Annotated in this window: 22 protein-coding genes; 13 read left to right on the top strand and 9 right to left on the bottom strand. The window is 72.0% G+C overall.

Annotated elements, in window-relative coordinates:
* The first annotated feature begins 167 nt into the window (after nucleotides 1–167).
* Nucleotides 168–917, top strand: a complete 750-nt coding sequence (locus tag BMY74_RS15345; RefSeq protein ID WP_281244981.1) for a terpene synthase family protein — start codon at nucleotides 168–170, stop codon at nucleotides 915–917.
* A 118-nt stretch (nucleotides 918–1,035) separates the two neighbouring features.
* On the opposite strand, the gene BMY74_RS15350 is transcribed toward BMY74_RS15345, so the two are convergent.
* A complete protein-coding gene (locus BMY74_RS15350; RefSeq protein ID WP_089916194.1) occupies nucleotides 1,036–1,671 on the bottom strand; it encodes a TetR/AcrR family transcriptional regulator in 636 nt (211 codons plus the stop codon).
* Between the two features lie 185 nt (nucleotides 1,672–1,856).
* Between BMY74_RS15350 and BMY74_RS15355 the strand changes: the two genes are divergently transcribed.
* The 4 genes from BMY74_RS15355 (at nucleotide 1,857) to BMY74_RS15370 (ending at nucleotide 4,580) form a co-directional block, all read left to right on the top strand.
* On the top strand, nucleotides 1,857–2,672 hold the full coding sequence (locus BMY74_RS15355; protein ID WP_089916196.1) for an alpha/beta fold hydrolase: 816 nt from the start codon (nucleotides 1,857–1,859) through the stop codon (nucleotides 2,670–2,672).
* 4 nt (nucleotides 2,673–2,676) lie between these two features.
* Nucleotides 2,677–3,543 (top strand): VOC family protein, encoded by an 867-nt coding sequence (locus BMY74_RS15360; protein WP_089916902.1) that lies wholly within the window; start codon nucleotides 2,677–2,679, stop codon nucleotides 3,541–3,543.
* A 182-nt stretch (nucleotides 3,544–3,725) separates the two neighbouring features.
* Nucleotides 3,726–4,133 carry a hypothetical protein gene (locus BMY74_RS15365; RefSeq protein ID WP_177229758.1) on the top strand — a complete coding sequence of 136 codons (408 nt, stop codon included), beginning with the start codon at nucleotides 3,726–3,728 and terminating at the stop codon, nucleotides 4,131–4,133.
* 222 nt (nucleotides 4,134–4,355) lie between these two features.
* Nucleotides 4,356–4,580 carry an alpha/beta hydrolase family protein gene (locus BMY74_RS15370; protein WP_089916201.1) on the top strand — a complete coding sequence of 75 codons (225 nt, stop codon included), beginning with the start codon at nucleotides 4,356–4,358 and terminating at the stop codon, nucleotides 4,578–4,580.
* 7 nt (nucleotides 4,581–4,587) lie between these two features.
* Here BMY74_RS15370 and BMY74_RS15375 read toward each other — a convergent pair whose 3' ends face one another.
* Both BMY74_RS15375 and BMY74_RS15380 read right to left on the bottom strand, forming a co-directional pair.
* Nucleotides 4,588–5,871, bottom strand: coding sequence for an NAD(P)/FAD-dependent oxidoreductase (locus BMY74_RS15375; protein ID WP_089916204.1), 1,284 nt, complete (start codon nucleotides 5,869–5,871; stop codon nucleotides 4,588–4,590).
* 113 nt (nucleotides 5,872–5,984) lie between these two features.
* Complete coding sequence (locus BMY74_RS15380) at nucleotides 5,985–6,677, bottom strand: SDR family oxidoreductase (protein ID WP_089916207.1); 693 nt, start codon at nucleotides 6,675–6,677, stop codon at nucleotides 5,985–5,987.
* A gap of 104 nt (nucleotides 6,678–6,781) precedes the next feature.
* On the opposite strand from BMY74_RS15380, the gene BMY74_RS15385 reads away from it, so the two are divergent.
* A complete protein-coding gene (locus tag BMY74_RS15385; protein ID WP_089916209.1) occupies nucleotides 6,782–7,174 on the top strand; it encodes a MerR family transcriptional regulator in 393 nt (130 codons plus the stop codon).
* A gap of 23 nt (nucleotides 7,175–7,197) precedes the next feature.
* Here BMY74_RS15385 and BMY74_RS15390 read toward each other — a convergent pair whose 3' ends face one another.
* A complete protein-coding gene (locus BMY74_RS15390; protein WP_089916212.1) occupies nucleotides 7,198–8,058 on the bottom strand; it encodes a helix-turn-helix transcriptional regulator in 861 nt (286 codons plus the stop codon).
* A gap of 133 nt (nucleotides 8,059–8,191) precedes the next feature.
* Between BMY74_RS15390 and BMY74_RS15395 the strand changes: the two genes are divergently transcribed.
* Both BMY74_RS15395 and BMY74_RS15400 read left to right on the top strand, forming a co-directional pair.
* A complete protein-coding gene (locus tag BMY74_RS15395; protein WP_089916214.1) occupies nucleotides 8,192–9,112 on the top strand; it encodes an oxidoreductase in 921 nt (306 codons plus the stop codon).
* A gap of 25 nt (nucleotides 9,113–9,137) precedes the next feature.
* Nucleotides 9,138–10,379, top strand: a complete 1,242-nt coding sequence (locus BMY74_RS15400; protein ID WP_089916216.1) for a lipase family protein — start codon at nucleotides 9,138–9,140, stop codon at nucleotides 10,377–10,379.
* Nucleotides 10,380–10,585: 206 nt separating this feature from the next.
* Here BMY74_RS15400 and BMY74_RS15405 read toward each other — a convergent pair whose 3' ends face one another.
* The 3 genes from BMY74_RS15405 to BMY74_RS15415 are packed head-to-tail and all read right to left on the bottom strand — an operon-like array spanning nucleotide 10,586 to nucleotide 15,244.
* Nucleotides 10,586–11,593, bottom strand: coding sequence for a methyltransferase (locus tag BMY74_RS15405; RefSeq protein ID WP_218159634.1), 1,008 nt, complete (start codon nucleotides 11,591–11,593; stop codon nucleotides 10,586–10,588).
* Nucleotides 11,586–14,261 carry an AMP-binding protein gene (locus BMY74_RS15410; RefSeq protein ID WP_089916218.1) on the bottom strand — a complete coding sequence of 892 codons (2,676 nt, stop codon included), beginning with the start codon at nucleotides 14,259–14,261 and terminating at the stop codon, nucleotides 11,586–11,588. The genes BMY74_RS15405 and BMY74_RS15410 overlap by 8 nt, the downstream gene beginning before the upstream one ends.
* Nucleotides 14,258–15,244, bottom strand: coding sequence for a quinone oxidoreductase family protein (locus BMY74_RS15415; RefSeq protein WP_218159635.1), 987 nt, complete (start codon nucleotides 15,242–15,244; stop codon nucleotides 14,258–14,260). The genes BMY74_RS15410 and BMY74_RS15415 overlap by 4 nt, the downstream gene beginning before the upstream one ends.
* A gap of 147 nt (nucleotides 15,245–15,391) precedes the next feature.
* Between BMY74_RS15415 and BMY74_RS15420 the strand changes: the two genes are divergently transcribed.
* From BMY74_RS15420 to BMY74_RS15435, 4 genes are all read left to right on the top strand, one after another.
* On the top strand, nucleotides 15,392–15,760 hold the full coding sequence (locus BMY74_RS15420) for a Rossmann-fold NAD(P)-binding domain-containing protein (RefSeq protein WP_245786140.1): 369 nt from the start codon (nucleotides 15,392–15,394) through the stop codon (nucleotides 15,758–15,760).
* 145 nt (nucleotides 15,761–15,905) lie between these two features.
* Nucleotides 15,906–16,562 (top strand): helix-turn-helix transcriptional regulator, encoded by a 657-nt coding sequence (locus BMY74_RS15425; protein ID WP_089916222.1) that lies wholly within the window; start codon nucleotides 15,906–15,908, stop codon nucleotides 16,560–16,562.
* Complete coding sequence (locus BMY74_RS15430; RefSeq protein WP_089916225.1) at nucleotides 16,559–17,491, top strand: ornithine cyclodeaminase family protein; 933 nt, start codon at nucleotides 16,559–16,561, stop codon at nucleotides 17,489–17,491. Before BMY74_RS15425 ends, BMY74_RS15430 begins: the two co-directional genes overlap by 4 nt.
* Complete coding sequence (locus tag BMY74_RS15435; protein ID WP_089916228.1) at nucleotides 17,488–18,603, top strand: DSD1 family PLP-dependent enzyme; 1,116 nt, start codon at nucleotides 17,488–17,490, stop codon at nucleotides 18,601–18,603. Before BMY74_RS15430 ends, BMY74_RS15435 begins: the two co-directional genes overlap by 4 nt.
* Nucleotides 18,604–18,611: 8 nt before the next feature.
* On the opposite strand, the gene BMY74_RS15440 is transcribed toward BMY74_RS15435, so the two are convergent.
* A complete protein-coding gene (locus tag BMY74_RS15440; RefSeq protein ID WP_245786141.1) occupies nucleotides 18,612–19,211 on the bottom strand; it encodes a TetR/AcrR family transcriptional regulator in 600 nt (199 codons plus the stop codon).
* Nucleotides 19,212–19,265: 54 nt separating this feature from the next.
* Between BMY74_RS15440 and BMY74_RS15445 the strand changes: the two genes are divergently transcribed.
* A complete protein-coding gene (locus BMY74_RS15445; protein WP_245786142.1) occupies nucleotides 19,266–20,051 on the top strand; it encodes an SDR family NAD(P)-dependent oxidoreductase in 786 nt (261 codons plus the stop codon).
* On the opposite strand, the gene BMY74_RS15450 is transcribed toward BMY74_RS15445, so the two are convergent.
* A complete protein-coding gene (locus BMY74_RS15450; RefSeq protein WP_089916231.1) occupies nucleotides 20,052–20,900 on the bottom strand; it encodes a LysR family transcriptional regulator in 849 nt (282 codons plus the stop codon).
* Nucleotides 20,901–20,961: the final 61 nt, after the last annotated feature.

Below are 20,961 nucleotides of genomic sequence, written 5' to 3' on the forward strand. Positions count from 1 at the left end.
CCGACAGCGACACCGGGGCACCGGTCGCCTGCTGGAAGACGTCTCCGCGCGGTTCCACCGGCTCGGCACCCCCACGCAGTTGCAGCGGATGCACGCCGCCCACTGCGCGTACCTGTTCGGGGTGCGGTGGCAGGTGAGCAACCGCAGCAGGAACGTGTTCCCCCGGACTGGACGGGTACCTGCTGATGCGGCGCGGCGCCGTGGGCGTCGGACCGCTGATCGCGGCGCTGGAGTTCGCGCACCGCAACGAGGTCCCCGCGGCCGAGTGGGACTCCCCCGCGGTGCGGGCGCTCACCGAGATGGTGATCGCAGTGGTGGCCCTGGACAACGACAGGCAGTCGATCGTCAAGGAGCTGCGTCTCGGGCAGACCGAGCAGAACGTCTTCACCGCGCTCATGGGCGAGGGCCTGTCGCTGGAGGAGGCCATCGCGGAGGCGACGGCGTCGCGCGACCGCGTGTTCTGCCGCTTCCTGCAGGTGGAGGAGCAGACGAGGCGGGGTGGCAGTGCGGCGTTGCGCCGCTACCCGCAGGGCCTGCGGTGGGCGATCCGCGGGAACGCGGAGTGGGGGCTCACGATCCCCGGTACCTCGGTGACGGTCCCCTTCCGGAGACCGGGTCCGCTCCCGTCGACGTCGACTGGGCGAAGCACCCCGCTGGGCACGACGGCCGGCCGGTACCGCCGAGCATTGCGTGGTGGTGGCAGGACCTCTCCTGACCGGAGGGTCCGCTCAAGGCGTCAGTCCGTGCCCCTGACGATGACCGATCCGACCATTTCCGCGTCGTCGAACCACTCGGCCCGCAATGGGGCGCTGCACAGCGTGGGGAATTCGTCGGTCGGGGTTTCGTCGGGCCGCACCTGTTCCCGGACGTTCATCGTGGCCTCCCGGATCTCTGGTGAAAACGTCCCACGACGCTAATTCGTCCCCGCTTCGCCGCCAATCTCCCGGTCCGCGAGCCGGAACGCCCGCAGAACCGGAACGGCCCGTCCCGGACACATGTCCGGGACGGGCCGTTCTCGTCGTGACCGGCGGGACGTCAGGCCCCCGCGACGCCGCGCGCCTTCGCGAGGCTGCGGACCAGCGAGAGGAACGCGCCGACCTCCGAGCTGTAGGAGACGCCGTCGAAGCTGTTCGACACGGCGAGGCCGTCGGTCAGCGCCCGCCCGAGCACCGCCAGCTCCTCCACCAGGGCTTTGTCCTCCTCCGCACCGTCCGGCGCGAAGATCGGCGTGAGCGCGTCCACCCAGGACCCGTGGGCGTTGTCCCGGATGCGGCGCACGGTCGCCCGGACCGCCTCGGCGTCCTTCTGCGGGCCGACGGCGACGGCGACGAGCAGGCGGAGGTAGTCCGGCCGTTCGTCGAGGGACTTGCACGCCGCGGTGAACCACGTCTCCAGCCGCTCGATCGGGGCCAGGTGGTCGAAAGCCGACGGGCTCGGGAACAGCGCGTGCAGTTCCTCGAACGTGCGCTCCAGGAGTGCCGCGAGCACACCGAGCTTGTTGCCGAAGTGGTAGTAGATCGAACTCGCCGGAAGTCCCGACTTCGCGCACAGGTCCGAGACGGCCATGCCGTCGTAGCCCTTTTCGCCGATGAGAGCACGAGCCGCGTTCAGAATGTCGTCGCGACTGCTCAAACCGGCGGCAGTCGGCGCGGAGCCGGATTCCCTCACCATGAGGCCATATTAAGTGGACCTTGCCGGAGGTCTGTCAACGGGCGACCGGAGTGTCGGCACCACCGGCCGGCGGCGGGCCTGGGCACGAATGGAACGCTGCCCAGGCACGACTTCCGCCGGACTCTGGATACGATCTTCCCACCGATGTAGAGTGAGCGTTACATACACACGATGGGAACCGCACCATGACGAGCACAGTGGATGTCGGAGACGCGGAGCTGGCCTACACCGACACCGGTACGGGTCATCCGGTCGTGTGGTTGCACGGCTCCGGGCCGGGCGCCACCGGGATGAGCAACTTCGGCGGGAACCTGCCCGCGTTCGGGGACTTCCGCAACATCGTGGTCGACCTGCCCGGCTGGGGCGGTTCCAAGCGGCCGGAGACCGACGAGCCGCTGATCTTCCACGCGGCGGACCGGGTCGTCCGCGCGCTGGAGGGCTTCGGGATCGAGCGGACCCACCTGGTCGGCAACTCCTACGGTGGCGCCGTCGCGATGCGGATCGCCATGCGCTACCCCGAGCTCGTGGAGCGGGTCGTCCTCATGGCGCCGGGCGGGGTGCTGCCGACCGACGCCCCGCCGTGGCCCGTCGGGCTGGAGCACCTCTTCGGGTACATGGCCGCGAAGAACCCGTCCCGTGAGGAAATGGCGAAGTTCGTCCGCCTCATGGTCTACGACGAGACGCTGGCGACCGAGGAGCTCATCGACGAGCGGTACGAGTCGAGCCTGCGGGCCCACCCCGAGCTGCCGATCCCGCCGAACTTCGGCGACCTGACGCCGGACCTCCGCCTCATCAGCGCGCCGACGCTGCTGGTGTGGGGACGCGATGACCAGACCGTTCCGCTGGCGTGGGCGCCCAGGATCCTGCACGGCATCCCGAACGCGGAGCTGCGCGTCCTCCCGAACTGCCGCCACTGGGTCCAGTACGAGCGCGCGCCCGAGTTCAACCACATCGTGCGCGAGTTCCTCGAGGGTGGCGTGGCCGCCGCGGCGAAGGGGTGACCTGGTGGGTATCAGGAAGCTGGGCTATGTCGGCCTGAACGTCACCGATGTCGACGCGTGGACCGATCTGCTGTGGCGCACGCTCGGTGTCGGGGTGACCGACGCCAAATCGGGTACGGAGACGATCGCGCTCGCTGAGATGGACGAGTTCAAATACCGCGTCGCGCTGTATCCCTCCGGCGTGGACTCGCCGCGTGAGATCGGCTGGGTGGTCGACACCCCCGCCGAACTCGACCGCCTCACCCACCGCCTCACCGCGGCCGGCTACACCGTCGCCGACGGCACCGATGACGAACGCGACCTGCGGGGTGCCACGCATCTGCGCTGGTTCACCGACCCCGCCGGGTTCCGGGTCGAACTGGCCATCGGCGAGACCAAGGTCCGCGTCGCCGCCGACCGCCCCGCCGGCGGACCCGGCATCACCGGACTCGGCCACCTCGTCCTGGCCACCCCCCACCTGACCGAACTGCGCCACCTCTACGAGACGGTGCTGGAGTTCCGGCTCACCGACTACCGCTCACCCGGCCTGTTCTTCTTCCGCTGCAACACAACCCACCACAGCATCGCCCTCGGCACCGCCGACACCGCCTCGATCCACCACCTCGAGTTCGAGCACGCCACCATCGACGACGTCGGCCGCGCCCACGACCGCGCCCACGCCAACAACGTCCCCGTCTCCATCAGCCTCGGCCGCCACATGAACGACAAAGCCATCTCCTTCTACGTCAAGAACCCCAGCGGCTTCCACCTCGAAATCGGCTGCGGCGGCATCACAGTCGACGACGACTGGGTCCCCCACGACTTCGGACAAGCCAGCGTCTGGGGACACCGCCACACCGACACCAACCCCTTCGCCGTCAAGGATTCGTAGTCCTCAACCCAAGACCCGCCGCCGCCACGCCGCGCCCAGCGGAGTGGCGAGCGGCGGCACCAACAAGCCGTGGTGACGGGAACGTGATCCGCGGTAGCTCCCTGCTGAAGCTCACACGGAACACGGCCCTACTGCGGCTCAACGAGATCATGCGGGCGGTGCGGTCGGGCACACCCCGGCTGGTGCTGGTCGAGGACAGACCCGGCCCCGGCCGGTCGACCGTGGTCGACGACTGGCTCGACGCCGGCTCGCCGCTGCCCCTGGTGTTCCGTGCCCGCTGTCTCGCCCCCACCGCGGGCAGGACCTTCGCCGTGCTGGGCGTGCTGCTGTGGGCGTCCAAGATCTCCGAGAACCAGTGGAGCGGGGAGCGCCGCCTGCTGACCGCGGCCGCCCACAGCGCGTGGATCGACGACTTCGCCAAGTGCGCGTATCAGGCCGTGGACGCGATCAGCCCTTCGAGGGCGTCGATGCGCATGTGCCCCTCACCCCAACGCTTGACCCTGACAATGACGGCACTGTTCAGATTAGCGAGCACACGACTCAGAACCCTTTGTGCGCAAGACTTTCCGAGATTAAGCTCGCGTTCCTGATCCACCGCGTCCCCTGTATGAGCGTCGAGGACCTCCAGCGCCACCGGGGTCGCGGCAGCTCGGCCCCTCACGCCAGGCGGACGGCCCCACCCTCGCACCGGTACGGCTCAGCTCCACGGCGAGCGCAGCGGGTCGAAGGGCCGGAGCTCGGGCAGGAGGGCTCCGGTCATCACCTGCCGCGTCAGCAGTGCGCCGGTGACCGGCCCGAGGATGAGGCCTCACATGCCGTGGCCGCCGGCGACGTGCACACCGTCCATCAAGGACGGACCGATCGACGGCAGCCCGTCCGGCGCCCGGCAGTTCCACCGCGCGCTGCTCGACCACGGCGTCGAGTCGGCGCTCGTCGTGTACCCGGCTGAGGGGCACGGGATCCGCGCGTTCCCCGCCGTGATCGACCAGTGCACGCGCGTGCTCGACTGGTTCGGCCGGTTCATGCCGGCCCGGTGAGCCTCCGTCAGCCCATCACCGTTCCCGTGCTCGCGGCGTTCGTGCTGCGGCGCCGGGAGAACGCGCCGAGGTCGATCTCCAGCCCCGTGCGCGGCGCGAGGAACCGCACGGGTTCCGCGTCGTGGTCGGCGCCGTTCTCGACCCGGCCGATCAGCTCGGCCATCAACTGCCCGACGACCGGGGCGTTCTTGAACTGGTTGCCGCTCGTGCCGATCGCGACGTAGAAGCCGTCGAGACCGGTGCGGTCGTAGATCGGCGTCCAGTCGTCGGCGACGTCGTAGACGCCCACCACGCCCCGCGGCCGGTTCGGCACCGGGAGGTGCGGCAGCCGCCGGGCGGCCCGCGTCACCTGCGCCTCGAACACGGCGGCCGTCGGGTGGACGCCGGCCTCGTCCGGGTCGTCCGCCCACTGCAGGGGGTCGCACTCCGGCTCGGTGCCGCCGACGAGCAGCCCGCCGCCGACCTCACCGCGGAAGTACGTGCCGAGGTCCATGTCGGCGACGGCCGGTCCGTCATATCCCTGCGGCACCTGCACGTGCGCGACCTCCTGCCGCATCGGACGCACGCCGACCGCGAAGTCGGACCCCACGCCCGCCAGCCGGTTCAACGCACCCGACCACGGACCGGCCGCGTTCACGAGCACCGCGCAGCCGAGCCGGCCGCCGTCCGCCAGCCGCACCCCGGTCACCCGCCCGCCGGACTCGTCGACGGCCACGACCGTGCTGCGGAACCGGAACTCCGCGCCGTGCGCGGCGGCCGCGGCCGCGAGGTTGACCGCCGCGAGCGCGGGATCGGAGACGTAACCCGCGTCCGGTGTGAACACGCCCCCGAGCGACTGCTCCGAGTCCGCCCAGAACGCCTCGTCGTCGAGCCGCTTCGGCGGCCAGTGACGGCCCACGTCGATCCCGGGCACCCCTTCGGCCAGCATCGCGCTGTCCCACTCCGCGTAGGGGACGCCGATCTCGTCGAACAAGGGCAGCCAGGCCTTCCGCGGGGCGGCGTCGACGTCCAGCATCACCAGGCCGGTCCGGCGGAACGCCGCCAGGTCCCCCACTTCGTGCCCGAGGTGACCGGCCCAGTCGAGCCAGCACCAGTACGACTCCCAGGCCGTGGCGACACCGGCATGGGTCGAGAAGTTGAACCGGACGACCGCGCTCGACGCCGACGTCGACCCCTGCCCCGCCCCCGGCGCCCGGTCCAGGACGACCACCCGGTGCCCCGCCCGTGCCAGTTCGAGCGCGATCGACGACCCGATCACGCCGGCCCCGATCACGACCGCGTCGGTCTTCATGCGCGTCTCCCTCCGTCAGGCCGCTCATTCCAGTCTCGTGACGGGGCACGCCGGGCACAGCAGACCGATGTCGCGCGTCCAGGCCGCGGGGGACGACATGTGTTTCGGGCGGGTCAGCCGTAGAGCACGGCCGGGTCACCGCCGAGCGCGGCCTTGACGAAGCGGCTGGCGTCGTCGACGAGCACCTCGACCAGACCGTCCCGCACGCCGTCGAGGCTCGCCCGCGCCACCTCGGCCGGGGCGATCTTGGGCACGTCGCTGCCGGCCATCATGTCGGTGTCGGCCGCGCCCAGGTGCACGCCCTGCACGAGGACCTTCCGGTCGGCGAGTTCCACGCGCACGCCGTTGGTCATGTTCCACTCGGCGGCCTTGGCTACCGAGTAGGAGCCCGAGCCCTGGGGCGTGGCGGCCCAGGACAGCACCGACAGCAGGTTCACGACCGCTCCCCCGGTCAGGGACGGGGCGAAGGCGCGGATGACGCGCAACGTGCCGAAGAGGTGGGTCTCCAGGTCCCGCCTGACGTCGTCGAGGTCGGCGGTCAGGAGGTCGGCGCCGGTCGCGATGCCCGCGTTGTTCACCAGCAGCGTCACGTCCGGTGCCGCCGCGGCGGCCGCCGCGATCGACTCCTCGTCGAGGAGGTCCAGGTGCAGCGGCGTGATGCGCGGGTCGGTCACCTCGACGAGTTCCGGACGGCGGGCCGCGGCGTAGACCTTGGCCGCGCCGCGGGCCAGCAGCTCGTCGGTGAAGGCCCTGCCGATGCCCCGGTTGGCGCCCGTGACCAGCGCGATCGATCCAGCGATGTCCATGCCCGTTCCCTTCGTCGTGCGGAAGGAGCAGGTCTCCGTCCGGCGTGGCCTACGCTAAAACTTGACGTTGACGTCAAGGGCAAGCCGGAGAGACGAGGACCACGATGCGGATCGGCGAACTGGCCGGGCGGGCCGACGTCAGCACGCGTGCCCTGCGCTACTACGAGGAGCAGGGTCTGCTGGAGTCCGGCCGCACCGTCAGCGGCCAGCGCGTCTACCCGGAGTCGGCCGTCGACCGCGTGCGGCTCATCCAGGAGCTCTTCACGGCCGGGCTCAGCAGCCGCCTCATCGTCACGCTGCTGCCGGCCATCGACGCCCGCCGCATCGATCCCGAACTGCTGCAACGCCTCGTCGGCGAACGCGCCGCCATCGAGGCGAAGCTCGTCGGCCTGCAGGCCGCGGCCCGCCGGCTGGACCTGCTCATCGACCTCGCCACGCACCCGGACACGACGTCGTGCCCGGCTTCGCTGGAGCAGGGCGCGGCTCAGCCGGTCTAGGTGGCGGTGCGCGCTGCTCCGCGTCAACTCCTCGAGCGGCGGTTCTGGTGCAGCACGCCGAGGAGTGCGAGCTTCTCCGCCTCCGCGGTGCCGGGCTCGGCCGTGTACACCATGAGCACCGGCCCCGGGCCGCCCGGCAGCGGGTACGTGGCCCAGTCCAGGGTGATCTCGCCGATCTCCCGGTGGCGGAACGTCTTCGTGCCCTGCACGGGCGCGCGCACGTCGTAGCGGTCCCAGAGCCGGCGGAAATCCGTGCTGCGGATGCTGAGCTCGCCGACGATCGCCGTGCCGCGCGGGTGTGACGGGTCGGCGGCGACCGTCGCCCGCAGCATGCCGAGGTACTCCACGGCGGTGCTTTCCCAGTGGGCGCACCGGAAACGCACCTCGGGGTCGAGGAACAGCGCCATGAGCATGTTGCGTTGCGGGGGCTGGGCGTCCGAGGGGTCGCCGAGCAACGCCTCCGCCATGTCGTTCCACGCCAGCACGTCCAGGTGCCTGCCCAGGACGTACGCGGGCGTGCTGAGGGAGTGCAGCAGGTGGCGGGTGGCGTCCGGGACTACCTCCTCGTCGCCGCGGACCTCCGGCGCGCCCCGGCGCACGGCGTCGGCGAGGGCGAACAGGTGGCGGCGTTCCTCCTCGTCGAGCTTCAGGGCGGTGGCGAGGGCGTCCAGCAGGTCGTCGGAGGGCCGCACCTCCCTGCCCTGCTCCATGCGCTGGTAGTAGTCGGTGCTCAGGCCGGCGAGCAGGGCCAGTTCCTCGCGGCGCAGCCCGGCCACCTTGCGCCTGCCGCCGGGCTCCAGGCCGACGTCCTGCGGGCGCAGCCTGTTGCGGCGGGCTCGCAGGAAGATGCCGAGTTCGCGGGCGTGCAGGCGGTTGCTGGCCATGTCCGCAGTCTGCCAGCGCCTCTCGGGGCGAAGGTAGGACTGGGATTCCCAGGGAAAGGAGTACGACCGAGGTCCGGCGGAGCGTTCCTAGATTCGTCGTCGAAAGTGGACGACACGCTTGAGGAGCACCGCCGTGGAGGACTGGAACGCCGGCCGGATCCCCGGCCAGGACGGCCGCGTCGCCGTCGTGACCGGCGCGAACTCGGGTCTGGGACTGAGCACCACCACCGAACTGGCCCGGCACGGCGCACGGGTCGTGCTCGCCGTGCGCGATCTGGACGCGGGTGCGCGAGCCGCCGCGGAGATCCGGAAATCGGCGCCCCGCGCCGAACTCGAGGTGCGCCGGCTCGATCTGGCTTCACTCGATTCGGTGAAGGCGTTCGCGGGCGAACTGGTGGCCGACCACCCCGTCGTCGACCTCCTCGTCAACAACGCCGGCGTCGTCCTGCTGGGACAGCGCCGCACGACCGCCGACGGGTTCGAGCTCCACTTCGGCACGAACGTGCTGGGTCACTTCGCCCTCACCGGCCTGGTGCTCGACGCGCTGGAGCGGGCGGAGGCCGCCAGGGTGGTCAGCCTGAGCTCCCTGTCGCACCAGAACGCCGTTCTCGACTTCGGCGACCTGATGTCCGAACGGGACTTCGACGCCAGCCGCGCCTACGGCCGGTCGAAGCTCGGCAACACCGTCTTCGGCCTGGAACTGGACCGCCGCCTGCGCGCCCGGAGGTCGTCCGTCATCAGTGCACTCGCCCATCCGGGGCTCACCAGCACCAACCTGACCCCGCGGGCGTGGGAGGACCGCGGCCTACTCGGCCGCGTCATCGCCAGGACCTACCTGCTGCAGACGCAACCGGTCGAGCGCGGGGTCCTCCCCCAGCTCTACGCGGCCACCGCGCCCGGCGTCCGGAGTGGACAGTTCTTCGGCCCGTCCGGCAGGGGCGAGAAACGTGGCGACGTCGCCGAGGTCCGCCCCAGCGCGGAAGCCGCGAACCCCGCCGTCGGGACCCGGCTGTGGGCGGCGGCCCAGGACCTGACCGGCGTCACCTACCTCTGATTTCCCGAGTTGCGAAGGAGTTCCAGTGCTCACCACTCTGCGGAGAACGTTCAGCGCGGTACTGGTGGTGGCGATGGCCACCACCACGGCGGTGACCGCTGCCGTCGCGGAACCGGTCACGACGCAGATCACGCGCCCGGACGACGACCCGTTCTACGACGTGCCGCCTCGCCTGGACATCAAGCGCGACGGCACGGTCCTGCGCTTCCGCCCGCTGCCCGCGAAGGCGCTGGCCGTCCCGGCACCCGCACAGGTCTGGCAGCTGCTGTACAAGACCCGCGACAACGCCGGGAAGGCCACCGCCACGGTCGCCACGCTCCTGGTGCCGACGGCGCGCTGGACGGGCCCCGGCGAACGCCCTCTGCTGTCGTACCAGACGCCCGAGGACGGCCTCGACACCACGTGCGCGCCGTCGTACCTGCTGCGCGCGGGATCGGTGACGTTCGACCAGGTCTCCGAGAACCAGGCCCGGTTCGACCGCGGCCAGGTCGCGGACGCCGTCCGGCGCGGCTGGACGGTCGTGGTGCCCGACTACGAGGGCCCGGAGTCGCAGTTCCTCGGCACCTCGGCCGCGGCCCACGGCGTGCTCGACGGCATCCGCGCCGCGCGGTCGTTCCCGCCCGCCCGCGTGGACCGCGACGCGCCCGTCGGGATGTGGGGCTACTCCGGCGGCGGGCTCGCCACCGCCGCGGCCGCGCAGAAGCAGTCCCGGTACGCACCGGAGTTGAAGATCAGCGCCATCGTCGAGGGTGGCGTGCCCGCCGACGTGAACGCGGCCTTCGGCGCCGTCAGCGGTCAGGTGTTCTCCGGCTGGATTCCCTTCGGGCTCGCCGCCCTGCGCAACGCCGAGCCGCGGTTCGACGTGTACCGGTACGCCAACGAGTCCGCGCGTGCCGCCGCGGACGAGGTCGCGCACGGGTGCGCCGGCGCGGCGATCGTCGCCGGCCCGCACTTCGCGGAGGTGGAGGACTTCGAGGCGTGGCCGGGCTCTCTCACGTCCGGCGCCTTCCGCGACTTCGCGCACGGGCTCAGCCCCGTGGGGATGGGCGGCACCCCGACGGCCCCCACGTTGCTGTACCACGGGACCGCGGACGAGCTCCTCCCCCTCGCGGCGGCGCAGGAGCTGTTCCGGCAGTACCGCGCTCGCGGTGCCGACGTCGTGATGGTCGAGCACGCGGGCCAGACGCACGGCGGGGAGCAGACGTTCGGTGTCGGCGAGGCGGTTTCGTTCCTGCAGCGGCACTTCGCGGGGGCGAGCCGGGGTTAGCCCGCATCGAGACGGTTGTGCGAGACCGGCGCCGGCCGCTGTTGCCCGGCGCCGGTCTCGCCGAGTCCACGCGGTTGCGCTCCTGAGCCGTTCACACGACCGGCGCACCGCCCTCCCGTTCGTTCCTCCACGCGCTGATGCAGCGGTGGAGCGCGCACCGCGAGAAGTGGCTGGCCGGGCGTCGCACCGACGCGCCGTGACCACGCCTAGACCGCCACGGCCTCGATGATGCTCGTGCTCGAAGACGCCATCGGCAGCACGCGCCGGACGTGGAACCCGGCCGCGTCCAGCAGCGCGTCGAACTGCTCGCGCGTGCGCTCCTGCCCGCCGTTGAGCACGAGCATGACCATGTCGAGGATCTTGCTGGGCGCGGGGTCGTCGCCCGGTTCGATCACCGACTCGACGACGAGCAGGGTGCCGCCCGCGGGCATCGCCGCGCGCACGCTCTTCAGGATCTCCACGGACTTCTCGTCGCTCCAGTCGTGCAGCACCCACTTGAGCACGTACACGTCCCCGCCGCGGGGCACCGCCTCGAAGAAGTCGCCGCCGACGACCTCGGCCCGGTCGGCGAGGCCCGCCGCCCGCAGCACGTCGCCGGTGACCACGTGCGGCTGGTCGAAGACGACACCGCGCAGGCCGGGGTTCGCGGCGAGCACGCCCGCGACGAGCGCGCCCTCGCCGCCGCCGACGTCGACCACGGTGCCGAACGGGCTGAAGTCGTAGGCGGCCACCAGGTCGCCGGTCATGTTCTCGGACTCGCGCGACATCACCTGGTTGATCAGGTCGTTCGCGGCGGGCCGGGTGCCGTGGTACTGCCAGACGGGTTCGCCGAACGCCTTGGTGAACGCCTCCTCGCCGGTGCGGATCGAGTGCGCCATCTCGCCCCACGCCGGGTAGAGGACGCCGAGGGTGTGCAGCACGAAGGGCCGCAGCGAGCCGTGGACGTCCGAGCGCAGCGCGTTCGCCTTCGGGGTCGTGGCGAAGGTGCGCGGCGCGGTCTCGGTGAACAGGCCGACGCTCGCGAGCAGCCGCAGCAACCGGTACAGCGACGGTTCGTGCGTTCCGGTGATCTCGGCGAGCTTCGCGGTGTCGGCGGGGCCGTTGGCGAGGTGGTCCGGGATCCCGAGTTCCACGGCCACGTGCAGGGCTCTGGAGGTGAGCAGTTCCAGTGCCATGTCGAACATTCCGGTGCGGTCGATGGGCAGGTCACTCACGGGGTGGCTCCTGGGTCGGGGTGAACGCGCGTGCCAGTTCGGCGCGCAGGAGTGCCGCGAACGCGTGGACGTGCCGCGGGCCGATCATGGTGTAGTGCTCCCCCGGCACGTCGACGTACCGGACGGGCCGCGCGGTGTGCTCGTCCCAGCGCCGCAGTTCGTCGCCGACCCAGTCCGCGCGGGTGCCGCGCAACGGGTCGGCGCAGAACACGGTCATCGTCCGCACCTCGCCCGCCGGGTGGTAGGTGCGGCCGAGGGTGGTCAGGCCGTCCGCGAGGTCCGCCCACGCGGTGAGCCCCGGCAGGTCGAGGTCCAGCTCGGCGAGCCTGCCGGGCGGGGCGAGGTCGAGCAGGGCGGCGATCTGCCCGGTCTTCGGCAGCGGCGCGAGCCGGGCCGGCAGCAGCTCGGCCTGGACCGGGTCCACGAGTTCCAGGAACATCGCCAGGTTCACGGCGGTCTCGACGAAGCCGAGCTCGTCCATGCGGTACTTGATGTGCGGCGGGAGGTTGAAGCTGGCGAGGAACTCCACCCGCTCGCCGTCGGCCTCCAGCACCTTGGCGATCTCGAACGCGACGGCGGCACCGAAGGAGTAACCGGCGAGCGCGTACGGTCCGTGCGGCTGCACGCGTCGGATCGCCTCGACGTAGGTGGCGGTCATCTCGGCGAAGCTGCCGAACGGTGTCTCGCCGGGGCCGAAGCCGCGGGCGCGCAGGGCGTGGAACGGCCGTTCGCCCGCGAAGTGCTTGGCGAGGTTGACGAACACCAGCACCTCACCGATACCGGGGTGCACGCAGAACAGCGGCACGCCGTCGCCGTCGGATTGCAGCGTCACCACGGGGTCGTAGCTTTGTTCCGGCGGTGTCCGCACGACTCGCGCCAGCTCCCGCACGGTCGGTGCGCGCAGCACGTCGAGCACCGACAGGCCGGCTCCGAACCGGTCCCGCACGGCCCTCGTCAGCCGCAGCACGTCCAGCGAAGTCCCGCCCAGGTCGAAGAAACCGGTCGTGGCACCGATCCGGGGGACGTCGAAGAGCTCGGCGCAGATCGCGGCCAGGGCGATCTCGACGGGGCCTTCGGGAGCAACGTGATGAACCGCAGGCGCGGCACTCAGCGCCTCGTGATCCGCGTAGGCACCGGACTCCAGCCGGGCGCGCAGCACACCGCGCCGCACCTTGCCCAGGCTGGTCCTCACGAACTCCTCACGCGGCACGGCGAGCACGACCGCGGGCCGGAAACCCCAGTGCAGCACCACCCTGTCCCGCACTCTCGCGACCACGCGGTGCAGTTCCTCGCCGGCGGCGGTGGCGGCGAAGAGGACCGCGAGCTGCTCGGTGTCGCTCCCCCGCGGCCGGACCGGGAAGGCGGCCGTGAACGACGGTGCCACGCCCTCGACCTCCGCGAGAACGGCTTCGAGGTCGTGACTGTAGTGGTTGACACCGTTGACGATGACGCTGTCCTTGCTGCGCCCGACGAGCGTCAGCCGGCCGTCCTCCACCACCCCGAGGTCGCCGGTGCGCAGCCAGCCGTTGGGCGTGACCGCGGCGGCGGTGGCGGCGGGATCGCGGTGGTAGCCGCTCGTGACCATCGGGCCGCGCAACCACACCTCCTGGTCGACGACCCGCACCTCCAGCCCCGTCACTGGACGGCCGACGGACGCGAACTCGGCGCCGGCGTCGGCTTCCGGGAACTCGCGGTTGTACAGCGATCCGGCGCAGGTCTCGGTCATGCCGAACGCGGGCCACAACGCCGTGCGGGCGAGTCCGTGCGGTGCCAGCAGGTCGAGGAACCGCAGCCCGGTCGCCACCGGGTTCGCCTCACCGCCGGAGACGATCCTGTCCACAGCGGACAGATCGAGGTCTTCGGGGCTCCCGGAGGCCAGTGCGGCGTTGATCAGCCCCAGCAGGAAGTTCGGCGTGAACGTGGCGGTGACGCGGTGGGCGGCCAGTGCGCGGAGGAACACGAGCGGATCGGCCAGCACCGGCTCCGGGGTGACGTGCAGCTGGGTCGCACCGCTGGCGACCGGCAGCAGGTGGCCCTCCAGCAGCGCCGCGACGTGGTCGTAGGACACCCAGTTGAACGTCACGTCGTCCGGCGTCGCGCGATGGGCCTCGGCCTTCGCCCGCATGGACGCGACCAGGTTGGCGTGCGTGAGCCGCACGGCCTTCGCCGTCCCGGTCGACCCGGACGTCAGCACCAGCAGCGCCAGGTCCTCCGGCCGCACCTGAACGTCCACAAGGGACTCTTCAGCGCTGTCGAGGCCGGCGACGTCGGCGACGTCGAGCCCGGCGACCTCGGGCAGGCGGGCGTGCAGCTCCGCGGTGGTGAGCACGAGCGGGCCGTCGAGCAGTTCGGCGACGTGCCGCAGCTGGGCGCCCCACCGCGCCGGGTCCTCGCGCAGCGGCTTCACCGGGCAGGCCACGAGCCCGCCGAGCAGGCACGCCCACAGCGCGGGCAGGAAGTCGCGCGGTTGTTCGAGCAGCAGCGCCACCGCCTGCCCGGGGCGCACTCCCCTGTGCCGCAACGCGTGCAGCATCCTGGTCGCCTCCGCGAGCAGCTCCGGGTACGGCATCAGCGACGGCGCGGCCTCGGGGTCGTCCCCGAGGTAGCCGATGCCGTGCTCGGGATGCCGTTCAGCGGCACGCATCAGCAGGTGCGCGACCGTGGTCATGCTCCCACTCCCAGGCCGGGCACCAGCACGATGCGGCGGGTGAGCCGTTCCGCGTCCCGCCACGACCGCGCGATGTCGGACAGCGGCCGGACCTCGGCGTCCACGGCCAGTTCACCGGCGGCGACCGGCACGGCCAGTTCGGTCAGTCCGGCGACGACCTCCCCCGCGCCCAGCGACCCCCTGCCGCTGCCGACGAGCTCGATCCGGCACGATCGCAGCGCGGCCGACGGCAGCACGGCGTCCGGGCCCGCGACCGAGCCGATCTCGACCCAGGTGAGGGTGCGGCGCGGATCGGTGCGGCGGGCGGCGATGCCCGTCAGGACGGCGGTCGTCGGCGGCCCCCACACGTAGTCGAGCACGACGTCGACGTCCGCGGCCGTGGCGGCGAGCAGGTCGACGTCGTCCAGTGGCACGACGTCCGTCGCACCGAGCGCGGGCAGCTCCGCGAGCCGGTCCGGATCACGCCCGGCGGCGACCACCCGCCGCGCGCCGAGCAGCGCCGCGATCCGCACGGCCATGCGCCCCGAGTTGCCGGTGGCGCCGAGCACGAGCACGTCCCGGCCGCGTTCCACCCGCGTCCGCACGCGCAGCGCGAGCCACGCGGACATCGCGGGGTTCATGGTGGCCGCCACGGCGACCAGGTCCGCGCCGGAGGGCAGCAGCACGGTGTGCCGGGCGTCCACGACGACCTGCTCGGCCATCGCCCCGCCAGCCGCGCCGAGGAGCACGAAGTAGCGCAACCCTCCCGCGGCGTCCCGGCCGACACCGTCGATCCCCGGCACGAACGGCAGGGCGCGGGTGCTGGTGTAGTGCGTTCCGCCCGCCTGCGCGCGCACGACCGGGTGCAGGCCTGCGGCGAGGACGTCGAGCAGCAGGTCGTGGTCGTCCACAACGGACGGACCGGGCAGGTCGACGAGCTCGGGAGGCGAGCCGTGCGAGGTGACGGCGACGGCCTTCATCAGATCTCTAGCCTTCGATTCCACGCGAGATTGTGTATGTAACGCTCACTCTACGCGAAGGAGCCGCCGAGCCGATTCGTCGACGGCGAGGTCTACCGCACCGAACGAAGGAAGGCCTCGACGAGCTCGCGGGAGTCGAGACCCCTGTCGTCAAGGCAGGGCAGCATCACCATGAACACCAACGGCGGCCACGAGGTCTACCGCGCCAGCAAGTCGGCCCTGAACCAGCTCATGCGCGGGTACGCCGCCCGCCACGCCGACGACAAGCGGACCCTGCTGCTGGTCAACCCGGGCTGGGTGCGCACGGGACTGGGCGGGCCGGGCGCGGTGCTGGAGGTCGAGGAGAGCATCCCCGGCGTGGTGGACACGCTGAAGGCGCGCGCGGGTGAGGGCGGGCTGCACTTCGTGGACTACGAGAACCAGCCGCTGCCCTGGCGAGGAAAGCGGCAACGGGGGCGGTGCCCAGCCTGTTCCTCCTCCGTGGCCATCACCCTCTCCCTACCAGCGCCCCCTCCCGCTAGCAGCGCCCCCTCCCGCTAGCAGCGCGCCCTCCCACCAGCACACCTTCCCTCCACTGGCACCTCTCCTCCGTGGCCAGCACCACACCCCGAAGAGCTGACTCCCCCACCCCACTCGTGTGACACTTTGTCCAGACGCTGACACTTTGTCCACGCCAGGAGGCGCCGTGCCCCGCACCAGCACCGCGGACGCGGTGTTCGCCGCCCTCACCCCCGTCGTCGAAGGCCTGGCCGCGACCTTCGGCCGCAGCTGCGAGGTCGTGCTGCACGACTACCGCGACCAGGAGCGGTCCGTCGTCGCGGTCGCGGGCGGCGTCACGGGCCGGCGGGTCGGGGACGCGATGAGCGAGATCGGCCTGCGCGTGCTCGCCGCCGGGGACGACGCCCGCAACGAGGTCGGCTACGTCACCCGCGCGCAGGACGGGAAGGTGCTCAAGTGCACGACGCTGCCGTTGCGGGACGTCGACGGGTCGCTGATCGGGGCGTTGTGCGTGAACGTCGACGTGTCGGCGATCAACCGCGCGACCGGGGTGCTCTCGGACCTGCTCGGGTTGTCCGCGCTGGAGGAGCCGCCCGCCGCCACGACGAACTTCTCCGGTGACCTGGACCAGGTGGTCGAGTCGCTGGTCGAACGCGCCGAGCGGACGCACGCGGTGCCCGTGACGGCACTGGGCAGGGACGAGCGGCTGGGTCTCGTCCGGTCCCTGCACGAGGCCGGCGTGTTCGCGTTGCGCGGTGCGCCGGGTCGCGTCGCGCAGCGGCTCGGGATCTCCCGCGCCGGTCTCTACAACGACCTCGCCGAGTTGAAGAAGGACACACCATGACCGACAGCCCCGTCTTCGTGAGCGAGTCCGAGTCGGCCGCGCTCGTCGACGACGACCTCGCGCTCGCCGCCGCGCGGGAGGCGTTCCTCGCCACCGCGCACGGGTCGACGTTCCCGGTGGTGATCGGGAGTTCGTCCACGCCGGGCACCCGGTTCACGCTCAAGTCGGGGTCCGCGGGCGACCTCGTGGGCGTGAAGATCGGCAGCTTCTGGCCGGACAACACCGACCTGCCGCGGCACAGCTCCACGATCGTGCTGCTCGACCCCGCCACGGGCCGGTTGAGGGCCGTGGTCGAGGCGGCGGCCGCCAACGCCTACCGCACGGCCGCCGCCGACGCGCTCGCCGTGCGGACGTTGGCCCGCGACGACTCCCGCACGCTGACCGTGATCGGCACCGGGCACCAGGCGCTGCACGAGGCCCGCGCGGTCAGCCGGGTTCGTCCGATCGACCGGGTCCTCGTCGTCGGCAGACGGGCCGACGCTGCGAGGAGGTTCGCCGCCGACGTCGCCGCCGCGACCGGTCTCCCGGTGGAAGCGGTCGACACGCGAACCGGTGTGGCCGAAGCGGACGTGCTCGTCACGGCCACCACGGCCCGCGAGCCGCTGTTCGACGCGAGCTGGGTCAGGCCGGGCACGCACGTCTCCGCCATGGGCGTCGACGGGCCGGGCAAGCAGGAGCTCCCGGTCGCGCTCCACGACCGCGCGAAGCTCTTCTGCGACCTTCCCGAGCAGTCCACCACCATCGGCGAGTTCCAGCACGCGCCGTCCGCCGCGCCCGTCGCGCTCGGGGCCGTGCTGGCCGGCACCGCGCCGGGCCGGACGTCGCCGGAGGACGTGACGGTGTTCGACAGCTCCGGCTTCGCCCTGCAGGACCTCACCCTCGCCGCCGCGCTGCTGCACCGCCACACCGTGCCAGGAGGCACCGAATGACCACTGTGGACACTCCGGACACGCCGTTCGCCCTGGTCGACGCCGAGAAGCTCGACCGCAACGCCGCACGGCTGCGCGAGCACCTCGACCGGCTCGGCGTGCCGCTGCGCCTGCACGTCAAGACGGCCAAGTCCGTCGAGGTGGCCGACCGGGTCCACGCGGGCGGGCCCATCACGGTGTCGACGCTGGCCGAGGCCGAGCACTTCGCGGCCGCGGGCTACACCGACGTCCTGTACGCCGTCGGCATCGACCCGCACAAGCTGCCGCGCGTCGCCGCCCTGCTGCGCCGGGGCGTGACCCTCACGGTCCTGCTCGACTCCCTCGCGCAGGCCCGGGCGGTGACCCGGTTCGCGCAGGAGGAGGACCTCCGCGTCCCGGCGCTGGTCGAGATCGACTGCGACGGGCACCGGGGTGGCGTCACGCCCGCCGACCCGTCCCTCACCGAGATCGGCCGGGCGCTCGGCGACAACCTCGCGGGCGTGCTCACCCACGCCGGCGAGTCCTACTTCGCTCACACGTCAGAGGCTTTGCACGCGTCCGCGCAGAACGAGCGGGACGTCGCCGTGGCCGCCGCCGAGGTCCTGCGCGCCGCGGGTCTGCCGTGCCCGGTCGTCAGCGTCGGCTCGACGCCCACCGCGCACGCGGCGACGGACCTGTCCGGCGTCACCGAGGTCCGCGCGGGCAACTACGTGTTCTTCGACCTCGTCATGGCGGGCATCGGCGTGTGCTCCACCGACGACCTCGCGCTGTCCGTCGTCGTCACCGTGATCGGCCACCGGCACGAGAAGAACTGGGTGCTCACCGACGGCGGCTGGATGGCGACCTCGCGGGACCGGGGCACGCAGGCGCAGGCCGTCGACCAGGGCTACGGACTCGTCGCCGACGTCCACGGCACCCTGATCCCCGGCCTGCTGATGACCGGGGCGAGCCAGGAGCACGGCGTGCTGAGCACCCGCGACGGCAAGCCCGTTCCCGAACTGCCCATCGGCACGCGTCTGCGGATCCTGCCCAACCACGCGTGCGCCACCGCCGCGCAGCACGAGCGCTACCACGTGGTCAGCGGCACGAACCCGTCCGTCGACACGACCTGGTCCCGCCTGCGCGGCTGGTGACCTGATCGTCAGGCGGGTGGCCAGTTCAGCAGGGCGACGTCGGCCACCCGCTGCAGTTCCTCCTCCGTCGCCCCGCCCGTCGCCTGCACGGAGATCCCGTTCGAGATCGTCATCAGGTAGCGGGCGAGGAGGTCCGGGTCGGCGCCGGCCGGCAGGTCGCCCTCGTCCACCGCCCGCTGGAACCGGTCGCGCAGGTACTCCTGCCCCAGCGCGCGCCACGCGATCAGGGTGTCGCGCGCGACCACTCCGGTCGCCCCCACGGCCAGCGCGCCCTGCACCCCGAGACACCCCGGCGGGCAGCCCGGCCGCGTGTTGGCCCGCACCGCGCCGTCGAGGAAGCGGGTCGCGACCTCGCCCGCGGTCTCCGCCGCCAACGCCTCCAAGACGTAGACGGCCTGGATCTCCGTGTAGCGCTGCAACGCCTTGCGGAAGAGCTCCTCCTTGTTGCCGAAGGCCGCGTACATGCTCTTGCGCGAGATGCCCATGCGCTCGGTCAGGTCGGTGAGGCTCGCTCCGTCGTAGCCCTGCTCCCAGAAGACGCGCATCGCCTTCAGGAGCGCCTGCTCGGCGTCGAACTCCCTCGGCCGGCCCACCTGCGCTTTCTCCACGAGCTCATCGTACGCCTTGTGCACCGATCGGTGCACAAGTGCTACGGTCGAAATATGCACCGATCGGTGCACAACTTCGTGGAGGTCGTAATGCGCAGGCTGGAAGGCAAGACCGCGGTCATCACCGGGGGCGGCACGCGGGGCATCGGCAGGGCGACCGCCGCCCGGCTGGTGGCGGAGGGCGCGCACGTGTTCATCACCGGCCGCCGCAAGAACGAGCTCGACGAGGCCGTGGAGGCGATCGGGGAGAACGTCACCGCGGTGCCGGGTGACATCACGAACCCGGCCGACCTGGACAACCTCTACGAGGTCGTCGCCGCCCGCGGCCAGGGGCTCGACGTGCTGTTCGCCAACTCGGCCACGGCGTCGTTCGCGACCATCGAGACGATCACCGCCGACGACTTCGACCAGGTCTTCGGCGTCAACGTCAAGGGCACGATGTTCACCGTGCAGAAGGCGCTCCCGCTGCTCAACGAGGGCGCCTCGGTGATCATCAACGCCTCCACCGCCGCCGACAGGGGCACCGCGGGGTTCGGCGCCTATGCCGCGTCCAAGGCGGCGCTGCGCACGTTCACGCGGTCGTGGGCGAACGAGCTCAAGGGCCGCGGCATCCGCGTGAACGCCATCTCGCCGGGACCGACCGACACCACCGGGATCACCGAGCTCGTCGGCGAGGAGAACGAGAAGGCGTTCAAGGCGGCCGAGGCGGCCAGGATCGCCATCGGCCGGATGGGACACGTCGACGAGGTGGCCGCCGCGGTGGCGTTCCTGGCCTCGCCCGACAGCAGCTTCATGCTGGGCGCCAACGTCTACGTCGACGGTGGCGAGAACCAGATCTGATCAGTCCGCGAACGCGTCCACATAGGACCGGACGCACGCGCCGGGGGTCGCCCGGGCCGTGACGAGGTGCCCGTCCACGGCCAGGGGCGGGTCGAGCGGCACCGACACGTGCCGCTCGGTCCGGTGCCCGGCGACGAGCTCGGCGGGCATCAGCGTCCACGCGTCCGGGTCGCGGCCGACGTCGAACAGCAGGTTGAGCAGGTCGCCCGCGGGCGGTGCCACCGGGGCCACGGGCACGGCGGCGAGGATCGCGTCGTGCATCGGCGGGTCGACGTCGCGGGCCAGCAGCCGCAGGCCGCGCGGGTCGAGGTCGAGCAGGCTGATCACGGACTTGCCCGCGGCGGCGTGCTCGGCCGACAGCACCACGTGCAAAGGCTCCGACCAGGCGCGTTCCACGGTCAGCGCGTCGTCGGCGACCGCGCCTCGGACCAGGGCGAGGTCCAGCTCGCCGTCGCGGACGGCCGCCAGTCGCTCGGGCACCGGCAGGCTCACCAGCTCTGGCACCGCGGGCCGGTCGCCCTCGCGCAGGCGGAGCAACGCGCGGTCGAGGCGGGGCGTCACGCACGACGCCACCCCGATGCGCAGCACGGCGGCGTGTTCTCCCGCCACCACCCTGACGCGCGCCGCCGCGGCCAGCGTCTCCCGCGCCGCGGCCAGCACCCGTTCCCCCGCGGCCGTGAGCCGCACCGTGCGCGAGGTGCGCTCCAGCAACCGCACGCCCAGCTCCCGTTCGAGACGGGCGACCTGCTGGCTCACGGCCGGCTGCACGATTCGCAGGCGTTCGGCGGCGCGCCCGAAGTGGAGCTCCTCCGCGACCGCGACGAAGTACTGCAAGGCCCTCAGTTCCACCCGTCCACATCTATCACGACTTGTGATCGCTGCACGTCGGAGTTGGTCGTTGATGGCGTGC

This window comes from Lentzea albida (genome assembly GCF_900111005.1).
Classification (GTDB): domain Bacteria; phylum Actinomycetota; class Actinomycetes; order Mycobacteriales; family Pseudonocardiaceae; genus Lentzea; species Lentzea albida.